Annotated in this window: 15 protein-coding genes; 12 read left to right on the top strand and 3 right to left on the bottom strand. The window is 67.4% G+C overall.

Translation table 11 applies throughout. From position 1 onward, the window contains the following. Positions 1–4: 4 nt before the first annotated feature. Genes AC1Q64_RS15740 through AC1Q64_RS15730 form a run of 3 tightly spaced genes read right to left on the bottom strand, consistent with a single transcriptional unit; the run spans position 5 to position 7037 of the window. The gene (locus AC1Q64_RS15740) at positions 5–2053 is read right to left on the bottom strand and encodes a two-component system sensor histidine kinase NtrB (protein WP_291436142.1); all 2049 of its coding nucleotides are present in this window, start codon (positions 2051–2053) and stop codon (positions 5–7) included. Beyond that, the gene (locus tag AC1Q64_RS15735; RefSeq protein WP_492251981.1) at positions 2050–2865 is read right to left on the bottom strand and encodes a carbon-nitrogen hydrolase family protein; all 816 of its coding nucleotides are present in this window, start codon (positions 2863–2865) and stop codon (positions 2050–2052) included. Before AC1Q64_RS15735 ends, AC1Q64_RS15740 begins: the two co-directional genes overlap by 4 nt. Beyond that, entirely contained in the window at positions 2862–7037 is a 4176-nt protein-coding gene (locus tag AC1Q64_RS15730; RefSeq protein WP_492251980.1) for a YhdP family protein, read from the bottom strand. The genes AC1Q64_RS15735 and AC1Q64_RS15730 overlap by 4 nt, the downstream gene beginning before the upstream one ends. 143 nt (positions 7038–7180) lie before the next feature. Here AC1Q64_RS15730 and glnE point away from each other — a divergent pair, with 143 nt between their 5' ends. The 12 genes from glnE to AC1Q64_RS15670 all read left to right on the top strand — a co-directional run bounded on the left by glnE (position 7181) and on the right by AC1Q64_RS15670 (position 24443). After that, positions 7181–9937, top strand: coding sequence for a bifunctional [glutamate--ammonia ligase]-adenylyl-L-tyrosine phosphorylase/[glutamate--ammonia-ligase] adenylyltransferase (glnE, locus tag AC1Q64_RS15725; protein ID WP_492251979.1), 2757 nt, complete (start codon positions 7181–7183; stop codon positions 9935–9937). Positions 9938–10051: 114 nt separating this feature from the next. Then, positions 10052–10783 (top strand): TetR/AcrR family transcriptional regulator, encoded by a 732-nt coding sequence (locus tag AC1Q64_RS15720; protein WP_492251978.1) that lies wholly within the window; start codon positions 10052–10054, stop codon positions 10781–10783. Next, on the top strand, positions 10780–12165 hold the full coding sequence (locus AC1Q64_RS15715; RefSeq protein ID WP_492251977.1) for an efflux transporter outer membrane subunit: 1386 nt from the start codon (positions 10780–10782) through the stop codon (positions 12163–12165). Before AC1Q64_RS15720 ends, AC1Q64_RS15715 begins: the two co-directional genes overlap by 4 nt. Positions 12166–12357: 192 nt before the next feature. After that, positions 12358–13572, top strand: coding sequence for an efflux RND transporter periplasmic adaptor subunit (locus AC1Q64_RS15710; RefSeq protein ID WP_492251976.1), 1215 nt, complete (start codon positions 12358–12360; stop codon positions 13570–13572). A 12-nt stretch (positions 13573–13584) separates the two neighbouring features. Then, positions 13585–16719: an efflux RND transporter permease subunit gene (locus AC1Q64_RS15705; RefSeq protein ID WP_492251975.1), complete on the top strand. Its 3135-nt coding sequence runs from the start codon at positions 13585–13587 to the stop codon at positions 16717–16719. Between the two features lie 107 nt (positions 16720–16826). Next, positions 16827–18029 carry an HD-GYP domain-containing protein gene (locus AC1Q64_RS15700; RefSeq protein ID WP_492251974.1) on the top strand — a complete coding sequence of 401 codons (1203 nt, stop codon included), beginning with the start codon at positions 16827–16829 and terminating at the stop codon, positions 18027–18029. A gap of 328 nt (positions 18030–18357) precedes the next feature. Continuing rightward, positions 18358–18942: a glutathione peroxidase gene (locus AC1Q64_RS15695; RefSeq protein ID WP_492251973.1), complete on the top strand. Its 585-nt coding sequence runs from the start codon at positions 18358–18360 to the stop codon at positions 18940–18942. Positions 18943–19186: 244 nt separating this feature from the next. Then, positions 19187–20497 (top strand): NAD(P)/FAD-dependent oxidoreductase, encoded by a 1311-nt coding sequence (locus AC1Q64_RS15690; RefSeq protein ID WP_492251972.1) that lies wholly within the window; start codon positions 19187–19189, stop codon positions 20495–20497. Then, positions 20494–21294, top strand: a complete 801-nt coding sequence (locus AC1Q64_RS15685) for a DUF1365 domain-containing protein (protein ID WP_291433379.1) — start codon at positions 20494–20496, stop codon at positions 21292–21294. Before AC1Q64_RS15690 ends, AC1Q64_RS15685 begins: the two co-directional genes overlap by 4 nt. Positions 21295–21329: 35 nt before the next feature. Next, positions 21330–22562, top strand: coding sequence for an SAM-dependent methyltransferase (locus AC1Q64_RS15680; protein ID WP_291433492.1), 1233 nt, complete (start codon positions 21330–21332; stop codon positions 22560–22562). Between the two features lie 73 nt (positions 22563–22635). Next, positions 22636–23145, top strand: coding sequence for a chalcone isomerase family protein (locus AC1Q64_RS15675; RefSeq protein WP_492251971.1), 510 nt, complete (start codon positions 22636–22638; stop codon positions 23143–23145). Beyond that, a complete protein-coding gene (locus AC1Q64_RS15670) occupies positions 23142–24443 on the top strand; it encodes an MFS transporter (RefSeq protein ID WP_492251970.1) in 1302 nt (433 codons plus the stop codon). Before AC1Q64_RS15675 ends, AC1Q64_RS15670 begins: the two co-directional genes overlap by 4 nt. Positions 24444–24454: the final 11 nt, after the last annotated feature.

Raw genomic sequence — 24454 nt, 5'->3', positions numbered from 1 at the left:
TACCTCACGGAGTGGTTCCATTGTTCACGGGCAGCGTGAAGGTAAATACCGTACCACGTGGCTCATTCGGCGCAAATCCGAGAAAACCGCCGTGCTGTTCGATGACCGTGCGGCACATGCTCAGCCCCAGCCCCATGCCCTCCGGGCGGGTGGTGAAGAACGGGGTGAACAGCCTTTCTGCGACCTCAGGGGGAATCCCGGTTCCCACATCGGTTACCGCAAATTCGATCCAGCCATTGTGCGGATTCGAGGCAGCACGCCGCACCCGGATATCCAGCACGCGCGTGCGCACACTGGGGTCGTCCATGGCCTGCATGGCATTGCGCGCCAGGTTCAGCAGGACCTGCTCCACCATCGTACGGTCACACAGCGCGGGCGCCAGGCCCTGCTCCACCGACGTGTTGACGCGCACGCCCAGTTTGCGGGCCTGCAGGCTTACCAGCGGCAGGATGGCATCGAGCAATTGCTGCGCGTGCACGGCCTCACGGGCCTGGTCACGGCGCCGGACGAAGTCGTGAACGCTTTTGATCACACGGCCCGCGCGCTCGGCCTGGCGGGCAATCTGGCGCATGGCCATGCGCACATCCTCCAGCGCATCGGACTCGGGGGCAGACGCCGTCACTGGCGTGGCATGTTCCAGCAGGTTGATGGAACCATTGGCATAGCTGGAGATGGCGGCCAGCGGCTGGTTGAGTTCGTGGCTGAGCAAAGACGCCATCTCACCCACTGTGGCCAGCCGCGCAGTGGCCTGCAGCCGCTCCTGCGAGGCGCGCGACAGCTCCTCGACCCGGCGCTGCTCGCTGATGTCCAGAAACGCGCTCATCCAGCCTGTGTGCTGGCCTTGGGCGTTGATGAGCGGGGCCTCGATGATCAGTACCGGAAACCGCGTGCCGTCCTTGCGCATGAACTCGGACTCAAACCCCTCGCGCGGCGGCATGGTGCCTGCAAAGCGGATGGCCTGGCGCTGCTGGTATTCCTCCACACGCTCGGGCGGCCAGTAGGGGGCCGACATGCTCAGGCCCAGCAGCTCCTGCGGGCTGAAGCCCACCATCTCGCAGAAGGCTGGGTTGACGTAGGTGATGCGGCCCTCCAGGTCGCGCGCGCGCAGCCCGGTGACCAGCGAGTCCTCCATCGCCTTGCGAAAGGCCAGCGCATCGGCCAGGTCGCGCTCGGCGCGCAGGCGGCGGCGGTTGTCGCGCACCAGCACCACCATCACCGTCACCAGCGCAATCGACATGGCCGTCACCAGGGCTGTCAGTACATTGGGGAACAGGCTGGGTGCGCTGTGCCAGCTGTCCATGCGCAGCACCAGCGTGCCGCCCGGCAAGTCCAGCAGGTGCTGTGCCGAGAACATGCGCGAGCCCCGTCGCGCCGCACCCAGCACGGCCAGTCGTGTGCCATCGGCCTCGGTGAATGAAGCCTCCTGGCTGCGCGTAAGGTTATGTCCCACCAGATTGGCCAGGATGTCCTGCAACGCATAGGTGGCTACCAGATACCCAATGGTGCGGCCGCTGGCGGACAGCGGAACACACAGCTCCATCATCTCCGAGCCCAGGCCATCCCCATGGGGCTGAAAGTAGCTGCTGGAGTACGCAGGCCCTCCGAGGCGACGCGCGTTAGCGCAGGCGATGGTGAGGTCCGACTGGCCGCTGTCGCGCAGCCGCATGTCCCAGGCCACCGGGCGGTAGGGCGACTGCACATGGGTGCGCATGCGCAGGTTGGCGTCGCGCAGCTCAATGCGCACCAGCTCACGCCGGTTGCGCAGCAGCTCAGAGGCATCGACCTCCCAGGCCAGCTGGCTAGGGTTGTCGCTGGGCAGTGCCTGCAGGCTCTGCACGTTGTGCGTCAGCGCCGTGCGGATGTCAGAGACTGCGTCGGCCGTGTCGCGCTCCAGGCGGGTCTGCACCTGGCTGGCTTCGTAGCGCCCGGCCAGCCACACCATGGTGGCCAGCATGGACACCACGAGCAGCACCAGCGCAGTCCACAACGACCAGCGCCGCCAGGCGCCACGCCAGCGCTGCAACAGGGTGCGTTTGACAGGGACGGCCGTCACAGTACGCGGTGGGTCAATGCGGGCAGCTGGGCACGCATGGCACCCAAGCGTTGCGCGTCCAGCTCGCCGGTGACCACGCCAGCGCCCTGATCGCGCTGCGCGACGATGTCGCCCCAGGGGTCCACCAGCATGCTGTGGCCCCAGGTGTGGCGGCCGTTGGCGTGCACACCGCCTTGAGCAGGAGCCAGCACATAGGCCAGGTTTTCCACCGCGCGGGCGCGCAGCAGGACCTCCCAGTGCGCCTGTCCCGTGGTGCGAGTGAAGGCGCTGGGCACCAGCAACAAGTCGGCACCAGCGAGTGCGTGCGCACGGTACAGCTCCGGAAAGCGCAGGTCGTAGCACACGGACAGCCCCACGCGCCAGCGCCGCCCATTCCGGGCTTGCACATCAAAGTGCACGGGCGTGTCGCCGGCTTCTATGACCCGGCCTTCGTCGTACTGCACTGCGCCGTCGCTGAAGCGAAAGAGGTGGATCTTGTCGTAGCGCGCAACGCAGGCACCCTCCGGGTCAAAGACCAGTGTGGAGTTGCGCACCCGGTCCGGCACATCCGTGGCCAACGGCAGCGTGCCGCCCACGATCCACATCTGCAGCGAGCGCGCGGTGTCGGCCAGAAATTGCTGGATCACACCAGAACCGGCGGTCTCTCGCAGCGCCAGCTTGTCAGTGTCCTTGTGCCCCATCAGACAAAAATACTCAGGCAGCACGGCCAGTTCGGCGCCGCCCTGCGCAGCCTGTTCCAGCAGCTCGAGCGCAACGCGCAGGTTGCCGTCCAGGGCAGTGCCAGACACCATCTGGATGGCAGCGACTTTCATGAAGGTTCTCCGGTCTTGGTGGGTGGGCTGGCGCGGGGCGTCGCCTCGGTGGCGGGGCTCGACTCGCGCCCGCGCCGGGCCACGCGCACCACCCGCGGGTCGGTCCAGGTGCCATCGATGCGGAACTCCTGAGTGGCAGCCTCGATGAGCGGGCCACGCAAAAACACCTGCGCCAAAAAACTGCCCAACCCAATCACCGGGTTGATGGCCGTGGCCACGAGCGAGGCAGTCATGGCATTGATCTCCGGCACCACCACCACACGCAGGTCCTGCGTCTCCTGGTCAATATTGGCGCTGCCTTCCATCAGCACAGCCGCATTGACGCCTTTCATCTGCAGGTTGTTGGTGGTGGCCACGCCGCGCTCAATGCGCACGTCACCGCGCACGAAATCGAACGCAAATCCTTCGCTGAACACATCGCGGAAATCCAGAGTCAGGCGGCGCGGCAGCGATTGCAGACTGAGTACGCCCAGCAGTTTGGCCAAGCCAGGATCAGCCTTCAGAAACTGGCCGGATTCGACATTCAGGTTGATCTGCCCGGTCATGGTGCGGTAGTCGGGGCTGAAGGGCGCGCCAATCCAGCCCACCTGCCCTTCCATACGGCCCTTGCCGCGCCGCACCACGTTGGCCATGCCGAGACGGGCCAGCAGATCGCCCGAATCGCGGATATCGAGCTTGAAGCTCAGCACCGTACGCCGTTCTGCAGAGCGGGGGCCTGCAGTGGCGGCATTGAGCACCGCCCAGTTGCCGTTGGCAGTGAAAGCGGCCTCGGGCGCCGTGATGTTGAACTTGGACAGACGCCATTCGCGCTGCACCCCCTCGCCACCCCGGTTCTGGGCCTCCATCTCCACCCGTCCCAGCCGCTTGCCCCGCAGCTCGAAATCTTCCACCACGATGTCCAGCGCAGGCAGGTTGCCCGGTTGCTCGTTGAGCAGTTCTTCGACCTGGGTCACGTCGCTTTGCGGCATGTTCACACGCGACAGGCGGGCAAACAAGCGGCCGTTGCTGAACTCGGGCGATCCGGGCGGGCGGTATTCGAGGTAACCGTTGAGTTCTGTGGCATCGAGGTTGGCACGCCAGGTGGTGCCGTCGCGCAGCGCACCCGCCACCACGTTGTGCAGCGTGCGGCCCTGCAACGTGAGTTCACGCGCACGCAGTGCCAGGGTGGTGGGCAGGTAGTCTTGGGCCACGGCCTGCCCGGCAGGCGCGGTCGCCGCTGCGGGGCTGCGGGTGGCGGGTTCGGCCGCAGTGGCCCGGGTGAGCACCTCGTCCCAGGCGTCCACGTCCAGCTTGCCCTGGCTGATGTTGGCAGCCACGCCCTGCGCAGGCATGGGGGCTGACTCGCCGTTGCTCAGGCCGACACCAATTGCGCCCCGCAACACGCGCGGCTGAGGGCCGCTCAGGTCGCGCAGGTAGGTGGCCAAGCCGAGTGAACCCAGATCCAGCGTGATCTGGTCCCGCAGCGGGGGGGCACTGAGGCCGTTGGCATTGCTGCTCCCACTGCCGTTGTTGCTCGCCAGACCCACCAGCGATTCGCGCGCCACCTGGTTCTCGAAACGCAAGGGCAGGCTACTGTCCGCCGCCTTGCCCAGCGGGGGCGGCAGGGCCAGTGCCAGGCCCTGCAGGCTGGTGTTGACCTGCAGCTCGGGCACACCCCGGCGAAAGGACAGGGCCAGCGTGTACGGCGCGCTGCCAGTGGCCCTGCGTGCCAGTTGCGACAACATGCCCAGCTGCGGGGTTTGCTGCAGCCCTTCGGCCGTGGCGGTGCCCTGCGCACGGATCTGCACCGCCGACTCGGTGGCAGGGGCATTGGCCGCCAGCGCGCGCATGCCCCCCTCCAGCCGTACCGGGCCGCCCAGCGCCAGGGCCTGCACATTGGACAGCGAAAACCCGGTCTCACTGAACTGCACAGCGCCCCGCACGCGGGTGAGTGCGGGGGTGTCGGGCGTGATGCGCAGCTCATTGCCTGCCAAAGTGACGCTGCCCTGCACCTTGGACTTGTTGATGTCGCTGATGGGCAGGCTCAGCCGCAGCTGGAAGTCGGCGTTACCCGTGCCACTGGCCTGCTCCAGGGCGTTGCCTGTCATGCGCCCGAGCGGCGAGGTGGCCATGAGCGTCAGCAACTCTGCCAGCGGGCCGCGTGCGTCGGCACTGACGCCCACCACGGTGTGCGCCAGGTCTGGTATGCGCGCTTCGACCTTGGACAGCCGCAAGCCCTTGCTGCCCGCAAAGCCGCCACTGGCGCCGCGCACCTGCATGGACGAGCGCTCAAAAATCAGCTCGCCGCTCAGGTCGGTCAACGCAGGCCAGGGCAAGGCGCCCGCAGGCTGCAGCGCTGTAGGTACGTAGGCATATGTGACGTCCTTGACGCGCGCCGCGATGCGGAATTCGCCCTGCTTGGGGTCGTTGAAGGGCAGGTCGTGCAGATCGCCCTTGACGCGGAACTGCACATTGCTGGCGTTGCCGGCCACCACCGCATCGCGCACATAGTGGCGCGAATCGGCGGGGATGGACAAGGGAAGGTAGCGATGCACCCGGGTGCCGTCGGCACGGTGCAGCGTGCCCGTGAGGTCCAGCACGCCTGGAAAACGCGACCGGTGGGGCGCCTTGGCTGCGTCGCTGGTGTGCCAGGTGGCACGCGCATCCCCTTGGGCATCGGCGTTGGCGAACTGCACGTCATTGGCCTGCACGGCGATGCGGCCGCCGTCCAGCTGCCAGCGCACATCGGCGCTGAGCCGGTCCAGCGGCAGGACGGGTTCCTCGAACACCCCTGGCAGCACCAGCGCACCCGACGCCATGGTCAGCGCAGCCTTGCCCCCTGCCTGCGTCATGTCGATGTCCACGTTCGCACCGCGCAGCCCCAGGTGGTCAGGGGCCGAGCCATCGGTGGCACCCGCCAGCGCCAGCCCCTGAATACGTCCCTTGACCTGGTACTGCTGCAACGCACCCAGCGGACCTTTCCAGCTGGCCTGGATCTCGTCCACCAACCCTTGGGGCGTGTAGGTGCGCAATGCATCATGAGCGGCTGTCCCCAGCGGCAGGCGGCTGGCCACCTGCGCGAGGGCAGCAAGGTCCAGCCGGTCGGCGCGCAGCTCGCCTTGCTCCGGGGCTTTGCCGCTGGCATCGGTGTGCACCAACCGCAGGTTGCCACCCGGCCAGGTCAGGCCATCATCGGTCTGGAACTGCAGCGCCTGCGTCGAGAACTCAAAGCCACCCGTCAAACGGCGCCCCCCCAGACGACCCTGGATGGAGGGCAACACCAACGGACGCAAATCAGAGGCCAGGGTGGTGTTGACATCGGCCAGCGCAAGGTCGGCCGTGCCACCCACCACCTGCCCGCTGCGCACATCGGCCCAGGCCCGCAGCGCGCCCCGGCCCTGCGCCACCTCGATGCCCACATCGGCGTGGTGCCGCAGGTGCGACACATCCACCCGCGTGAAATGGGCAAACACCTGCCCGCTCCAGTGCTTCCAGTTGCCATCGCGGGCGCGCAGCAGCGGCGCGCGAAACAAACCCACGAGGGTGAAACGGTCACCCCATTCCGGCGGCGGTGTGGCGTCCACCCGGAGGTTGTGGCGCCAGTTGCCATTGCGTAAAACCAGGTCCACCTTTTCCAGCGCCAGCTCCGGAGCGCCGCGCTGCTCATCGGTCCAGCGTACCGTTCCGTCCTTGATGTACACCTCGCCCTGCGAGAACAACCAGTCCGCCGCCGCGCTGCTGTCGCCCTGGTTCTGGGCAAACTCCAGCCCAGCCACATAGATGCGCCCGTCGCTCGCCCGGCGCACATCCAGGTCAGGGCCTTCGATGTAAAGCTGCTCGAACCCCCACTGCAGCAGCGAGCGTGGCGACAGCGCCACCACCACCCGGGGCAGGTGCAGCGCAGTGCGTCCCGAGGCATCCAGCAACGCCACGTCGGAGAGTTCAATGGAAGGGATCAACCCCTCGGTGCGGGCCACGATGGCGCCGATCTGCACAGGAACCCCCAATACCCGTGCGGCCTGCGCCTGCAACTGTGGGCGGAAATCACCAATTCGCGGCACAATCCAGCCATGAAGAGCCCCCCATGCGATGGTCAGCAGCAGCCAGAAGGCGAGCAACAAGCCCAGCGACCACCGCGCAAAACCTGCGACTATTTTCAGCAGGCGTGAGGGGTGCGAGGTGGGATCGATCATGGTGAGATGGAAAGTGGCAGGAATTATGACCCGCAGCCCTGGCGTGGGTTCACTCGCGACCCGCGCGCCCAGTGACCTTTTGTACGCGGCCGGGCGCCCAGCCCAGCACCCCGCTCCCCGTCCAACATCTGGCTGTGGCTGCCATGCACCCTTCTCTGTCTGACCCCCGCTGCCACCAGCCTCTGCCTGAGGGGCCCCTGGCTGAGCATTCCCGCTTCTACCAGCGCCTGCACCGCCGCTACGCCAACGACCTGCTCCTGCTGCCACCGGGCGTGCCGGTGCTCGCCACCATGGAGCAGGCCTACGAGGCATTGTGTGCGCGCGGCTGCGACACCGGCACCGCGCTGCGCGTGTTGCGCCAGCTGGCCATGGAGCGGCTCATCCAGCTCGACTGCGAAGCGCAGACGCCGCTGGCCGATATCACCCAGGCAGTCACCGAACTGGCCGAGCTGGCCCTGGACCGCGCCTGCCAACAGGCGCGCCGAGAACTCGACGAGCGCCATGGCGCCCCGCGCGGCCCACAGGGCCAGGCCGTGCAGCTGTGGATCATCGGCATGGGCAAGCTGGGTGCCCGCGAGCTCAATGTCTCCAGCGATATCGACCTCATTTATGTGTACGAGCACGATGGCGAGACCGCTGGCACACCGGATGGCCGGGGCCGCATCTCCAACCACGAATACTTTGCGCGCGCCGTCAAGGCCATTTACAGCCTGGTGGGCGACACCACCGAGCACGGTTTTGTCTTTCGGGTGGACCTCGCCCTGCGGCCCAACGGCAACTCGGGCCCAGCATCGGTGTCCCTGGCAGCGCTGGAGGAATACCTGCAGGTGCAGGGCCGCGAATGGGAGCGTTTTGCCTGGCTCAAAAGCCGTGTGGTCGCCCCGCGCGACTGCATAGGTCGGCCCGAAGTGCAGGCATTGCGTGGCGTGGTACTGCCGTTTGTGTTCCGCCGCTACCTGGACTACAGCGTGTTCGACGCACTGCGCTCGCTGCACAGCCAGATCCGGGACCATGCCTCCAAACGCAGCGCCGGGCACCCCGAGCGCGCCAACGACGTCAAGCTCTCGCGCGGCGGCATCCGCGAGATCGAATTCACCGTGCAGTTGCTGCAGGTGGTACGGGGCGGGCAGTTCCCCGAGCTGCGCCGCCGCCCCACACTCGATGCGCTGCAGCGCCTGGCCCATGCGGGCCTCATGCCGCAGGAGACCGCCGACGCGCTGGCCCGGGCCTATGTGTTCCTGCGCCGGGTGGAGCACCGCATACAGTACCTGGACGACCAGCAGACCCACGTGCTGCCCACGCGCGACGACGACCTGGCCTGGATCGCCAGCACCCTGGGCTACAAGGACTGTTGCGCTTTCCTGCACGAGCTGGATGCCCACCGCGAGCTGGTGGCCCAGGAGTTCGACACCCTGCTGGGTGGCAACGGAAAAAAACAGTGCAGTGGTGGCGGCTGTGGCGGCCCCCGGGCGGCAGCACCGCCGCCTCCAGAGCTGGAAGGCCTGCTGGAGCAACTGCCGCCGGGCTTTCGCGAGCGGGTGGCCGAGTGGCGCAACCACCCGCGCGTGGCCGGGCTGCGTGACGAAGCGCGGGCCCGCCTGTTCCGCCTGGTGCAGCGCACGGCCCAGTGGCTCAAGGAAGGACGCGTCACCGAAGAGGCCACCGTGCGCCTGGCCAACTGGCTGGAGCCGCTGCTGCGGCGCGAAAGCTATCTGGCGCTGCTGCTGGAGCGGCCCTCGGTACACGAACAGCTGCTGCACCTGCTGGGGGCGGCCAAGTGGCCCGCGCGTTACCTGCTGCAGCACCCCGGCGTGATCGACGAGCTGGTGGGCGATGCACTGTTGTCCGAACGTTTTGTGGTGGCCGACTTTGAACGCGAACTGGGCATGCGCCTGGCGTCGCTGCGCTCCACCGGCGAAGACGACGATGAAACCCTGCTCAACCTGCTGCGCCGCGCCCAACATGCCGAGACCTTCCGCACCCTAGCGCGCGACGTGGAGCGCCGAATCACCGTCGAGCAGGTGGCCGACGACCTCAGTGCCCTGGCCGACAGCGTGCTGCGCATCACCAGCCAGTGGTGCTGGAGCCGCCTCAAGAACCGCCACCGCGACGAACCCCAGTTCGCCATCATTGGCTACGGCAAGCTGGGCGGCAAGGAGCTGGGCTACGGCAGCGACCTGGACATCGTCTTTGTGTTCGACGACGACGATGAGCGGGCACCCGAGGTATACGCGGCCTTTGTGCGCAAGCTCATCAACTGGCTCACCGTCAAGACTGGCGAGGGCGACCTGTACGAGATCGACACCGCGTTGCGGCCCAACGGCAACTCGGGCCTGCTGGTGACGAGCTTCGAGGCCTACGCCAACTACCAGCAGCAACGCGGCAGCAACACCGCCTGGACCTGGGAACACCAGGCCATGACACGCGCGCGGTTTGTGATGGGGAGCGAGGCCCTGCGCGAGCGCTTTGACGCAGTGCGCGAGGCCGTCATCACCTCTGCCCGCGACCCGGAGGCGCTGCGCGGCGAGATCGTGACCATGCGCGAGCGGGTGCGCTCGGCCCACCCCACGCCGGCCGGGCGCTTTGACGTCAAGCACAGCCCGGGCGGCATGGTAGACGCCGAGTTTGCCGTGCAATACCTGGTGCTGTCGCAGTCTGCCGCCCACCCCGAATTGCGTGGCAACCTGGGCAACATTGCACTGCTGCAGCGTGCCGAGCAGGTGGGCCTGCTACCCGCGGGCGTGGGCCACGCAGCGGCCGACGCCTACCGCGAGCTGCGCCGGGTGCAGCACGTGGCGCGCCTGGACGAGGCGCCGACACAGGTCACACCGCCCGCACTGCAGGCCGAGCGCGATGCCGTGCTGGCGCTGTGGAAGGCCGTGTTTGGCGCTGCGCCTTAGCATGCGGCGACCCACACCGCAGTGACAACCGGTTGCACTTTGGTGCAGCGGCAGTTTCTGAAAAATTCATTAATTCAAACAACTGTTTGAATTCTGGTGGTTTAATCCGGGGCCATGAGTTCTGGTGCCCACCCCACTGCCGCTGCAGCCCAGCGCACTGCCCGGAGCGACGGCGAAGACACGCGCGCACGCTTGCTGCGGGCTGCGCTGCAGCTGTTCTCCGAAAAAGGCTTCGCCCAGACGTCGGTGCGAGCCATCGCCCAGGCGGCGGGTACCAACGTGGCGGCCATTGCCTACCACTTTGGAGACAAGGCCCAGCTGTACACCGCCACGTTCTACGAGCCGTTTGGCAGCGGCAGCGATCTGATCCCGGTGTTTGCCAACCCGGCCCTGGACCTGCCGGGCGCGCTGCACCATTATTTCGCGGGGTTCCTGGAACCGCTCAAACACGACGATCTGGTGACGCAGTCGCTGCGCTTGCATGTGCGCGAGCTGCTGGACCCCACCCATGTCTGGCCTGAACTTATCGAACGCGAGTGCCGCGCCCCCCACATGGCGCTGGTCCAGGTTTTGTGCCGCCACATGGGCGTACAGGTGGTGGACGATGACATGCACCGGCTGGCCTTCTCCATGGCCGGACTGGTGATGCAGCTATGGACGCAGCGCGACCCCCTCGTGGCCATTGCCCCCCAGCTGGCGGGTGCGGGGGTGGTGGACCAATGGGTGGAGCGGCTGTCCGGCTATGCACTGAGCATGGTGCAGGGAGAAATCGCCCGACGGCAGGCCACACAAAGGCCGGAGCGTCGCACTTTGAGGACTTCACACAAGAAGGAATCCAACGCATGAACATGCGCAAGACCCGTTTCGTATGGGCCGCTTTGCTGCCCCTGGCCCTGGGCGCCTGCGCGGTCTCCGCGCCGCCAGCGCAGGCGCCGGCAACTCCACCCGATGCCTGGCAGGCCCCGCTGCCGCACCAGGGCTCGCTGGGCGACATGGCCCGGTGGTGGACCCAGATGCAAGACCCGCTGCTGGTGGAACTGGTCGATGCAGCCCAGGCCCTGAGCCCAGGCATCGCACAGGCGCAGTCGCGCATCGCACAGGCCCGCGCCACGCAGGTGGGCAGCCAGGCGGCGTTGCTGCCTTCGCTCGACGCACAGGCCAGCGCCAGCCGGGGCTTCAACGATCAATTGGCCCGCTTGGCCACCACCTCGCAGGTGGGCCTGCAGGCGAGCTGGGAGGTGGACCTGTTTGGCGCCAACCGCGCGGCCAAAACCGCGGCCGATGAACGGCTGGCGGGCGCACAGGCGCTGTGGCACGAGGCGCGCGTGAGCGTGGCGGCCGAGGTGGCGCAGCAGACCAGCAGCATCCGCACCTGCCTGGCCCAGCTGCATGTGACCGAGCGCGACGCGCAGTCCCGGGGCGAGACGTCACGCCTGTCCCAGCTCAGCGAACGTGCGGGCTTTACCGCACCCGCCACGGCGGCACTGGCCCGAGCTAGCGCCGCCGAGGCCCAGGCCCGCGCCTCGCAGCAGCGCATGCAATGCGATGTGGAGGTCAAGGCCCTGGTGGCGCTCACTGGCTGGGAAGAGCCCACGCTGCGTACCCGGCTGACCCAGCCGGTGGCTGCGGCACCGGACACTCTGTTTGCCGTTGACGCAATGCCCGCCCAGGTACTGGCCCAGCGCCCGGACGTGTACAACGCCGAGCGCGAAGTGGCTGCCGCCAGTGCCGACGTCGCCAGCGCCCAGGCCCAGCGCTACCCGCGGCTGACCCTCAGCGGCAGCGTGGGTGCAGCCCAGGTGCGCACGGGGGGCGTGACCACCGACCTGAGCACCTGGACCATCGGCCCGCTGGCGCTCAGCGTGCCCATCTTTGACGGTGGCCGCCGCGCCGCGCAGACCGATGCGGCGCAGGCCCGCTACGACGAGGCCGCGTCGCAGTACCGCGCCAAGGTGCGCCAGGCCGTGAGCGAGGTCGAGCAAGCACTGGTGCGCCTGCAAAGCACGACCGAGCGCAGCGCCAGTGCACGCACGGCGGCAGAGGGCTACCGCGCATCGTTCGACGCGACCGAGGCGCGGTGGCGCGCTGGCCTGGCCAGCCTGGTGGAGCTGGAGGACGCCCGGCGCACCGCGCTGGCCGCCGAGAACGCGCTGGTCGCGCTGCAGCACGAACGCCAGACCGCCTGGATTGCGCTGTATCGCGCCGCTGGCGGTGGATGGAAGCTATGAGACACCCCCCTGAGGCGCTTTGCGCCTTCCCTCCGCTCTCGCATTGCTGCGCAATGCGGGCAGGGGGCCGCAGCCCTCGCTGCGGGGTGGCCCTTGCTTGGCTGCCCTCGTCTGCGCATCGCCAGTTTCGAGCGCAGTGGGCCACGCCCAACACCATGCACAGCTGATATGAATTTTTCAGGACAGATGCACATGCAACACTCCTCTTTCTCCTTCAAGTTTTCCCCCACCGCCTTCGCCGTGGTCATTGCCTGCATGCTGGCCACGGGCGGTGCGCTGGTTTTCTCGGGTGTATCGCTTGCAGCCGATGCGCCCACGGCGGGCCAGCCCCGGCCTGCGCTCACCGTGAGCACAGCCCAGCCGCAGCGCATGCAGGTGCCGCTGCGCCTGGCGGCCAACGGCAACATCGCCGCCTGGCAAGAGGCGAGCATTGGGGCTGAAAGCAACGGCCTGCGCCTGACCGACGTGCGTGTGAACGTGGGCGATGTGGTCAAGGCCGGGCAGGTGCTGGCCACCTTCTCGGCCGACACGGTGCTGGCCGATGTGGCCCAGACCCGCGCCAGCCTGCTCGAAGCCCAGGCCAATGCGGCCGAGGCCGCCGCCAATGCCGACCGCGCCCGCTCGCTGCAGGCCACGGGCGCGCTCAGTCAGCAGCAGATCCAGCAGTTCACCACGGCCGAGCAAACCGCCAAGGCCCGCGTGGAGGCCGCCCAGGCCGCGCTGAACGCGCAGCAGCTGCGTCTCAAATACACCCAGGTGGTGGCGCCTGACAGCGGCGTGATCTCGGCCCGCACAGCCACCGTGGGCGCGGTGGTGGGTGCAGGCACAGAGCTGTTCCGCATGGTGCGCAAGGGCCGCCTGGAGTGGCGCGCCGAGGTCACGTCCACCGAGCTGCGGCGCATCCAGCCCGGTACCAAGGTCAGCGTTACCGCTGCCAGCGGCGCAGTGGCCGAGGGCACCGTGCGCATGGTTGCGCCCACGGTGGACCCACAGACGCGCAATGCGCTCGTCTACGTGGACCTGCCCGCCAACACCGACTTCCGCGCCGGGATGTTTGCGCGGGGCGAATTCGCGCTGGGCAGCAGCGACGCACTCACCGTGCCGCAGGAGGCGCTGGTGGTGCGAGACGGGTTCTCATACGTGTTTGTGGTGGGCGGCGACCAGCGCGTGCAGATGCGCAAGGTCCAGACCGGCCGCCGCGTGGCTGACCGGGTGGAAGTGCTGTCGGGCCTGGACGCAGGGGCCTCCGTCGCCGTGCGCGGTGCGGGCTTCTTGAACGACGGCGACCTGGTGCGCGTGTCGGCCCCCGCAGCAGCGCCAGCGGCTGGCAAGCAGTCCTCCAGCCAGCACTTCATGCAAAAAGTGCCAGTAGCGCTAGTGGATCATGCGTCAGCAGCTATCAATTAAGGAGCGTTCCAGATGAATGTGTCCACCTGGTCCATCAAGAACCCCATTCCGGCGCTGATGCTGTTTGTGCTGCTGACCTTCGGCGGCCTGCTGTCCTTCAACGCCATGAAGGTGCAGAACTTTCCCGACATCGACCTGCCCACAATCTCCGTGACCGTGGCGCTGCCGGGCGCCTCGCCCGCGCAGCTCGAAAACGACGTGGCGCGCAAGATCGAGAACAGCATCGCCACGCTGCAGGGCCTAAAGCACATCTACACCAAGGTGCAGGACGGCGGCGCCACCATCACCGCCGAGTTCCGGCTGGAGAAGCCCACTCAAGAGGCGCTGGACGATGTGCGCTCCGCCGTGGCCCGTGTGCGCGGCGACCTGCCGGGCGACGTGCGCGACCCCATCGTGACCAAGATGGACCTGGCCGCGCAGCCCGTGCTGGCCTTCACCATTGCGTCGGCCCGCATGGACGACGAGGCGCTGTCCTGGTTTGTGGATGACGCCGTGGCCAAGAAGCTGCTCACCGTGCGCGGCGTGGGCGCCGTCAACCGCGTGGGCGGCGTGCAGCGCGAGGTGCATGTGGCGCTCGACCCGGTCAAGCTGCAATCCCTGGGCGCCACGGCAGCCGATGTGTCGCGCCAGCTGCGCCTGGTGCAGACGGAGAGTGCCGGCGGCCGCACCGACCTGGGCGGCAGTGAACAACCGGTGCGCACGCTGGCCACGGTGCAGTCGGCTCAGGAGCTGGCGGGCCTGACACTCGCGCTGTCGGACGGCCGCCACGTGCGGCTGGACCAGGTGGCCACGGTGACGGACACCATTGCCGAGCCCCGCGCGCTGGCCCTGCTCAACGGCAAGCCCGTGGTGGGCTTCGAGGTGGCGCGCAGCAAGGGCGCCAGCGAGGTGGAAGTAGGCTCTGCCGTGCAGGCGGCCCTCAAGGAAATGCGTGCGCAGCACCCTGATCTGGAGATCACCGAGGCCTTCAACTTTGTGCAGCCGGTGCAGGAGGAATACGACGGCTCCATGCACCTGCTGTACGAAGGCGCGCTGCTGGCCGTGCTGGTGGTGTGGCTCTTCCTGCGCGACTGGCGCGCCACGTTTGTCTCGGCCGTGGCGCTGCCGCTGTCGGTGATCCCGGCGTTCATCGGCATGTACTGGCTGGGCTTCTCGATCAACGTGATCACGCTGCTGGCGCTGTCGCTGGTGGTGGGCATTCTGGTGGATGACGCCATCGTGGAGGTCGAGAACATCGTGCGCCACCTGCGCATGGGCAAGACACCCTACCAGGCGGCCATGGAGGCCGCCGACGAGATCGGCCTGGCCGTGGTGGCCACCACCTTCACGCTGATCGCGGTGTTTTTGCCCACCGCCTTCATGAGCGGTATTGCGGGCAAGTTCTTCAAGCAGTTCGGCTGGACGGCGTCGCTGGCGGTGTTTGCCAGCCTGGTGGTGGCGCGCCTGCTCACGCCCATGATGGCGGCCTACATCTTGAAGCCCATCGTGGGCGACCACAAGGACCCACGCTGGATGACGGTGTACCTGCGCTGGGCCGCGTGGTGCATCAAGCACCGGTGGATGACCTTCATCGCCACAGCGGCCTTTTTCATCGGCTCGCTGGCGCTGATCCCGCTGCTGCCCACAGGCTTCATCCCGCCCGACGACAACTCGCAGACCCAGGTGTACCTGGAGCTGCCACCCGGCGCCACGCTGGCGCAAACGCGTGCCGTGGCCGAAGACGCGCGCCAGCGCATCGCCAAGGTGGAGCATGTGCAAAGTGTGTACACCACCATCGGCGGCGGCTCGGCCGGCACCGATCCCTTCATGGGCGGTGCCAGCACCGAAACGCGCAAGGCCACGCTCACCATCCTGCTGTCCGAGCGCGGCGACCGTCCGCGCAAGCAGGGCATCGAGAACCAGATCCGCGCCGCACTGGAGACGCTGCCCGGCGTGCGCAGCAAGGTGGGCCTGGGCGGCTCGGGCGAGAAGTACGTGCTGGTGCTCACGGGCGACGACCCGCAGGCGCTGACCACGGCGGCATTGGCGGTGGAGAAAGACCTGCGCACCATCCCCGGCCTGGGCAGCATCTCGTCCACCGCCAGCCTCGTGCGCTCCGAGATCGCAGTGCGCCCCGACTTTGCACGCGCCGCCGACCTGGGCGTGACCAGCAGCGCGATTGCCGAAACGCTGCGTATCGCCACGGTGGGCGACTATGACGTGTCGCTGCCCAAGCTCAACCTGGCTGCGCGCCAGGTGCCCATCGTCGTCAAGCTGCAGGACGACGCGCGCAAGGACCTGTCGCTGCTGGAGCGCCTGCCCGTGCCGGGCGCCAAGGGCCCGGTGATGCTGGGCCAGGTGGCCACGCTGGAGTTCAGCGGCGGCCCGGCCGTGGTGGACCGCTACGACCGCGCGCGCAACGTGAACTTCGAGATCGAACTCTCGGGCCAGCCGCTGGGCGACGTAACCAAGGCGGTGGAGGCGCTGCCTTCCATCCAGAACCTGCCGCCCGGCGTGCGCCAGATCACGATTGGCGATGCCGAGATGATGGGTGAGCTGTTCGCCAGCTTTGGCCTGGCGATGCTCACCGGCGTGCTCTGCATCTACATCGTGCTGGTGCTGCTGTTCAAGGACTTCTTGCACCCCGTGACCATCCTGGCGGCGCTGCCGCTGTCGCTGGGCGGGGCGTTTGTGGGGCTGCTGATCGCGCAGAAGAGCTTCTCGATGCCCTCGCTCATCGGGCTCATCATGCTCATGGGCATCGCCACCAAGAACTCCATCCTGCTGGTGGAGTACGCCATCCTGGCGCGGCGCGAGCACGGCATGACGCGGTTTGAGGCGCTGATCGATGCCTGCCACAAGCGGGCACGGCCGATCATCATGACCACGCTGGCCATGGGTGCGGGCATGCTGCCCATCGCCATCGGCCTGGGTGCGGCGGACGCGAGCTTTCGCTCGCCCATGGCAGTGGCGGTGATTGGCGGGCTCATCACCTCCACGCTGCTGAGTCTGTTGGTGATTCCGGCGGTGTTCACCGGAGTGGACGACCTGGGCCAGGGCTTCGGCCGGCTGGCTCGTCGCCTGCGTTTGGGGCGGGATGCTGCTGGCGCACCGGCTGCCCCCACACCGGCGCGCACCGCGCAAGCCGCCCCGCCCCCTGCCCCCTGACGCCAAGACCGGCTCAGCCCCCCCGATATGAGCCCAAAAAGCAGGGCAATCACGGGGGTTGCGCGGGCTTTGGCGAGGGGTAGCCGGCGGATAATGCAACGCGCACCATGAACCTCGTCAGCCTGAACATCGAATCCATCCAACTGGGCCACCCCCTGCCATTTGTGCTGCGGGGTGCCGATGGGGTGTTGCTGGCACAAAAAGGCTATGTGATCCGCACCCGCGACGAGCTGGCCAAGCTGGTCGAACGCGGGCGCGAGCTGTGTGTGGATACGGACGAATCCGGCGGCAGCCACCGCGCCTACCTGGCGCAGCTGCAGCGCATGTTGATCGCCGACACCAACCTGGGAGAAATCGCCGCCATGAAGATGACGGCGGGCGAGCAGGCAGCCGCCGCCCGCACGGGCAAAACCTTGCCCGACTGGCCGGAGCTGCAGTTGCGCGCCACGCAGCTGCTGCGCGCCCCGTCGCCCAGCGACTTCGGCGGGCGCTTTCAGGCGCTGCACGACGAGCTGGTGCGCCATTGCGAACAGACGCCCGACGCCACGCTGCTGGCCCTGATCTATCTCTCGGCCCAGGAAACGCGCATGTACAGCGCCACCCATTCCATGCTGGTCGGCTGCGCGTGCATGGTGGTGGCCCGCGAGATGCTGCGCTGGCCCAGCGGCCGGGTGCAGCAGCTGGGGCACGCGGCGCTGAGCATGAACATCGCCATGACCGAGCTGCAGGACCAACTGGTGCTGCAGACCCAGCCCCTGACTGCCGCCCAGATTGCCGCCGTGGAAGACCATGCCGCACGGTCCGAGGCACTGCTGCGCCACCTGGGTGTGGCCGACCCGGTGTGGCTGGAGGCCGTGCGCTGCCACCACCACCGCACGCCCGGGCCCCTGGCCAAGAAGACCGAAGCCCAGCAGATGGCGCGCCTGCTGCAGCGCGCCGATATTTTTGGTGCCCGCCTGGCCCCCAGAGCGGCACGCCTGCCCATGCCTGTCACGGCCGCCATGCAGGCCAGCTACTACGACGAAGAACACCAGGTGGACGAGGCCGGGGCGGCCCTTGTCAAGACCCTGGGCGTGTACCCCCCGGGCGCTTTCGTGCGCCTGGCCAGCCGGGAGGTGGGGGTGGTCATCCGCCGGGGCACCACAGCCACCACACCGCGCGTTGCCGTGGTGACCAACCGCGACGGCATGCCAACGGGCGAGCCCATCCCCCGCGACACGGGCATGCCCCCCTGGAAGGTCACCGGTGTGGTGGCGTTCAAGGACGTGCGGGTCAAACTGCCGCTGGATCGCCTGCTACAGATGGTCTGACGCCCCGGGGCACCGCTGGCCCCTGGTTCTGCGTGCCGCTGCCATGGCGGCCGATCGGTGCAGGGTTTCCCCGTCTGTTTCGCCCCGGAGCATCGCCGCACGCCCAGCACCGGGGTTGGCGCTGCTCTTGCCGCGCTCCTCGCCCACGCCACCAGGGATTTGTACCGGCCGCACTCCCGGGACTGTTTTCGCACCCTTACCCCGCTTCGTTCAGAAATCTGAATCCAAATGCGCTCGCGCCACGTAAACCATTCAGTACAAATAAAAACTCATGTGGACAAAAAATGATGAAATGGTTAAATTGGCTGCACTCGCTGCCCAAAGCCCTATGAACCGCCTTACAAGACTCCTCTCGACAGTCGCCGCGCTGGCGGCCTGGCTGCTGCTGGCGCCCACCGCGCAAGCTGCCGATGCGCCTGCAGGGTGCCCGGCCACGCTGCAGCACACCTTCCCGCGCCTGCAGGACGAAAAGCCCCAGTCGCTGTGCCAATACAGCGGAAAAGTAGTTTTGGTGGTCAACACCGCCAGCTTCTGTGGCTTTACCGGCCAGTACAAGGGGCTGGAGGAGCTGTATGCCCGCTACAAGGACAAGGGTCTGGTGGTGCTGGGCTTCCCGTCCAACGACTTCGCCCAGGAAAAAAGCAGCAACAAGGAAATCGCCGACTTCTGCGAAAACACCTTCGGCGTGAAGTTTCCGATGTTTGCCAAGAGCAGCGTGAAGGGCCCCGAGGCCTCGCCGCTGTACCAACAGCTGGCGCAGCTGTCGGGCACGGCGCCACGCTGGAACTTCCACAAATACCTGATGGGCCGCGACGGCAAGCTGGTGGACAACTACTCCAGCCTGACCGGGCCGGACAACAAGGGCCTGGTGCGCGCCATCGAGCAACAGCTGGCCCTGCCCACGCCCCGGTGAGCGCCATGACTTCTTTACATTTCTTGAAAAAAAATACAGCGGTCCTCTGGAACTTCACCAGCGCGGCCCCACTCTATCCATTGCGCAAGACGATTGCGCAGCGTACAGTTTTAACGTTGCGAAGCCTTTCGGGCCCCCGGGTTCCGACTGACCTCCTGGAGCGCTTCTCCTCCCTCCCTCTCTTATTCGTTTCGGGACGCTTCGCAACCTTTTTATTCCGTGCACCGACCAGAGGGAGCCGGTCATGAAAATCGCCATCATCGGCTCCGGCATCTCCGGGCTTTCCGTCGCGCACCGGCTGCGCGGCCAGGCAGACATCACACTGTTTGAGGCGGGCGACTACTTCGGCGGGCACACCCACACGGTCGATGTCACGCTGCCCGATGCATCGGGCACCCCCGCCACCCATGGCGTGGACACCGGCTTTCTGGTGTTCAACGAGCGTACCTACCCGAACCTGATCCGCCTGCTGGCCGAGTTGGGCGTGGAGACTGCCAAGTCGGACATGTCGTTCTCGGTGCAGGTGCCGGGAGCCCTGTCAGGCCACCGCACACTGGAGTGGAGCGGCACCAACCTCAGCACCGTGTTTGCCCAGCGCTCCAACCTGGTCAACCCCCGCTTTCTGGGCATGCTGCGCGACCTGCTGCGCTTCAACAAGCTGTGCACGCGCATTGCAGAGAAACAGGCCGAGGCGGCGCTGATGCAGCCGCTGGGCGACTTTTTGCGCGAGCACCGCTTTGGCGATGCGTTCCGCGACTGGTACTTTTTGCCCATGCTGGGCTGCATCTGGAGCTGCCCCACCGACCAGATGCTGAAGTTCCCCGTGGCCACCATGATCCGGTTCTGCCACAACCATGGCCTGATCCAGGTGAGCAACCGCCCGCAGTGGTGGACGGTGTCCGGGGGCGCGCGCCACTATGTGGACAAGATCGTGGCGGGCATTGCCGACAAGCGCCTGAACACCCCCGTGCGCCGCATCGAGCGCGATGCCGCCGGTGTGCGCGTGGTGACTGCAGGCCACACCGAGCACTTTGACAAGGTGGTGCTGGCCACCCATTCGGACCAGTCGCTCGCCCTGCTGGCCCAGCCCACACCGCACGAGCGCGCGGTGCTGGGTTCCATCCGCTACCAGGCCAACCGCGCCGTGCTGCACACCGATACGTCCGTGCTGCCCGAGCGCCGCGCTGCCTGGGCCGCGTGGAACTACGAGCGTGCTCAGCAGCGCAGCCGCGAGTCGGCCCGCGTGTGCCTGCACTACCTCATCAACCAGTTGCAGCCCGTGCCCTTTGCCCAGCCCGTGGTGGTGTCGCTCAACCCGGTGCGCGACATTGCGCCCGAACACGTGATCGGCAGCTACGAATACGCCCACCCGGTGTTCGACATGGCCGCCATCCGCGCACAGCAGCAGGTGGGCAAGCTGCAGGGGCAGCAACACACCTGGTTCTGCGGCGCCTGGACGGGTTACGGCTTCCACGAAGACGGCCTCAAGTCGGGCCTGGCCGTGGCCGAGCAATTGCTGGCGGCCCTGCCAGCCCCCCTGGCGGAGGCTGCGTGAGCCACACCCCGGCCACACCCGCAGCGCCCCTCATTGGCTTCGGCCAGGTACGTCACACGCGGCTGCGGCCCCGGCGGCATGCGTTTGCGTATCCGACGTTTTTCCTGATGCTGCCCATGCGCAGCCTGCCAGACCTGCCTGGTCTGCGCAGTGAGCTGGCCGTGAACCGGCGCGGCGCCATCAGTTTCCATGACGTGGACCACGGCGACGGCCGCAGCGCCGCGCAGGGCGGGGCACTGGCGTGGCTGGACGAGCTGCTGCGCACTGAAGGCATCGCCGACGCCACGGGCGAGGTGTGGCTGCACTGTTACCCGCGCGTGCTGGGTTACACCTTCAAACCCGTGAGCTTCTGGTACTGCCACCGTGCCGATGGCAGCCTGCGCGCCATCGTTGTGGAGGTGAACAACACCTTTGGCGAGCGCCACTGCTACCTGCTGGATGCCCCGCAATACGGCGTGGAACAGCAGGCGCGCAAGGTGTTCCATGTATCGCCGTTCTGCGAGGTGAGCGGCGGTTACCGCTTTCGCTTCATGCGCACCGAGGCCGGTGCACAGGACGCGGGTCGCACCGTGGTGCGCATCGACCACGACGACGACACCGGCCCGCTCATCCAGACCAGCGTGAGCGGCACCCTACAGGCCATCACCCCACAGACCCTGCGCCAGGCGCTCTGGGGCTACCCCGCCATGACGCTGGCCATCATTGCCCGCATCCACTGGCACGCGCTGCAGCTGTGGCTCAAGCGCGTGCGTTTCCATCGCAAGCCCGAGGCGCCTGCCTCCATCGTGACCCGTTGATCTCCATGTCGTTCCAGCCCCGCGAGACCGCCGCCATGAACTCCACCACCGCCACCCGCTCCGACCGTAACGCGCAGGCCCTGCCCGCAGGCACTCCGGCTGCCGCCCGCACCGCGCTCCGGCTGCTGCAGCGCCTGCAGCACGGCCACCTCACGGTGCAGCTGCCCGACGGCACCTTGCAGCACTTCGGGCACGGCGATGGCCCGTCGGCGGCCATCACGCTCAAGAACTGGAATGTCTGCAGCGCAGCGCTCAAGTCGGGAGACATCGGCTTTGCCGAGAGCTACATCGCGGGCGACTGGACCACCCCGCACCTGACCGACCTGCTCAAGCTCTTCATCGCCAACCGCCAGCAGGTGGAGGGCGTGATCTACGGCACCTGGGCCGGCCGCCTGCTGTACCGCATCAAGCACCTGCTCAACCGCAACACACGCGCCAACAGCCAAAAGAACATCCACGCCCACTACGACCTGGGCAACGCGTTTTACGAGCTGTGGCTGGACGACACGATGAACTACTCGTCCGCCTGGTTCGAGGGCGATGCAGGCGGCGACATGCGCGCCGCCCAGCACGCCAAGGTACGCCGCGCCTTGCGCATGGCCGGTGTGCAGCCAAATTCCCGGGTACTCGAGATCGGCTGTGGCTGGGGCGCGCTGGCTGAGATGGCCACCGTCGAATTCGGCGCCCACCTGACGGGTGTGACACTCTCCACCGAGCAGCTCGCCTTCGCGCAAAAGCGCATGGCGCAGCAGGGGGTGGCCGAGCACGCCGACCTGCGCCTGCAGGACTACCGCGACATCCAGGACGGCCCGTACGACGCCATCTGCTCCATCGAGATGGTCGAGGCCGTGGGCCGCGAATACTGGCCCACCTACTTCCAGTCGGTGAACCGCCTGCTCAAGTCTGGCGGCAAGGCCTGTATCCAGAGCATCGTCATCGACGACAGCCTGTTCGAGCGCTACATCAGCTCCACGGATTTCATCCAGCAGTACATCTTCCCGGGTGGCTGCCTGCCGTGCCCACGTGAGTTCCGCCGCGAGGCCGAGGCTGCTGGCCTGCGCGTGGTGGATGAGTTCGCATTCGGCCAGGACTACGCAGAAACTCTCAAGCGCTGGCGCGAACGCTTTCTGGCGCAGCGCACGCAGATCCTGCAGCTGGGGTTTGACCAGCGCTTCATGCACATCTGGGAGTTCTACCTGGCGTATTGCGAGGCGGCGTTTGCGATGAGCAACATCGACCTGGTGCAGTACACCCTGGTCAAGGACTGAGGATGCTATGAAAAATATAGCTGCTACCGCAATATTCACTAGCGCATTGATGGCTTTTGGCCCTCAAACCGCAATGGCGCAGGTTGCAGAGGCCGGCGCAGCCACTGCGGCCCCGTTGTCGGGTGCCCGCCTGGTGGGCCAGGGCGTGCTGCGGTTCCTGGGGTTTGAGATCTACCGTGCGCGGCTGTGGGTGCAGCCCGGTTTTGATGCGGACAACTACGCCGCCCACCCCCTGGCGCTGGAGCTGACCTACCACCGCGACTTTTCGGCCGAGGCCATTGCCAAGCGCTCCATCGAGGAGATGCGCCGCGTGGGCAGCTTCACGCCGCAGCAGGCCGCACGCTGGCAGCAGGCACTGGCCGCCGCGCTGCCGGATGTGAAGGCAGGCGACCGGCTGCTGGGCCTGTACCAGCCCGGCACGGGTGCCGTGTTCAAGATGGGCGGGCGTGTGGTGGGCGAAGTGCCTGACGCCGAGTTCTCGCGCCTGTTCTTCGGCATCTGGCTGTCGCCGCAGACCTCCGAGCCCGGACTGCGGCAAGAGCTGATCGCGGCCACCCGCACCACAGGCCCAGGCCAGCAATGACCACCGCCACGCCCATTCGCGCCGGCCAAGGCCTGGCCTATGGGCTGCTGGGCCTGCCGCTGGCTTTTGTGGCGCTGCCGCTGTATGTGCTGCTGCCCAACCATTACGCTCGCGAGTTCGGTATGCCGCTGGCCACGCTGGGCTCGGTGCTGCTGGCGGCGCGCTTGTTCGATGCGGTGTCCGACCCGCTGCTGGGGCGTCTGTCCGACTACCTGTTTGGTCGCTCGGTGCGCGCCGTGCTGGCGGTGGGGGCGGTGTCTGCCATGGTGCTGGCACTGGGTCTGACCAGCCTGTTCTTTCCGCTGGTGCGCGGGGCCGATGCGTTGATCGCCTGGGCGCTGGTGGCGCTGCTCATTACCTATACGGCCTACAGCCAGTTGGGCATTGCGCACCAATCCTGGGGCGCGCGCCTGGGTGGGGACGAGCTGCAGCGCGGACGCATCGTGGCCTGGCGCGAGGGCGCTGCATTGGTGGGCGTGGTGCTGGCCTCGGTGCTGCCCGCGCTGCTGGGCCTGCCGGTGATGCTCAGTGTGTTTGCCATCACCCTGCTGCTGGGCTGGTGGGCCTGGACCAGAGCCCCGCGCCCCGCAGCCTATGCGGGTGGCACAGTAGCAGGGGTGTACCGCCCACCCCAACGCGCCAGCCTGTGGCGGCCCTGGGGGCGGCCCGCCTTCCGCCGACTGCTGGCCGTGTTCATGCTCAACGGCATTGCCAGTGCCATCCCGGCCACACTGGTGCTGTTCTTCATCCAGGACCGCCTGCAGGCCCCGCCCGCGCAGGAGCCCATGTTCCTCGCGGCCTATTTTGTCTGTGCGGCGCTGTCCATACCGCTGTGGCTGCGTGCTGTGGCGCGCTGGGGCCTGGCGCGCACCTGGCTGGCGGGCATGCTGCTGGCGATTGCCGTGTTTGTGTGGACTGCGTTTTTGGGCGCGGGTGATGTGGTGCCGTTCCTCGTCGTTTGTGCGCTGTCGGGCATCGCACTGGGCACCGACCTGGCCCTGCCCAGCGCCCTGCTGGCGGGCGTGATCGCCGCCGAGGGCGACAGTGGCCAGCACGAGGGCGCGTACTTCGGTTGGTGGAACTTTGCCACCAAGCTCAACCTGGCCCTGGCCGCAGGCCTGGCACTGCCCCTGCTGGGCTGGTGGGGCTACACGCCGGGCACGCGCAGCGATGACGGCCTGCAGACACTGGGCCTGGCCTACGCCGTGCTGCCCTGCATGCTCAAGCTGGCGGCAGCGGCAGCGCTGTACGCCCTTTTTCTGCGGCACCCACGCGGTGCAGCGATGGCTGGAACCTGACCCCCACACAC

The organism is Acidovorax sp. GW835-FHT14G06 (assembly GCF_058793595.1).
The sequence above is the reverse complement of the archived record's forward strand: the minus strand, read 5'-3'. Positions and strand labels throughout refer to the sequence as shown.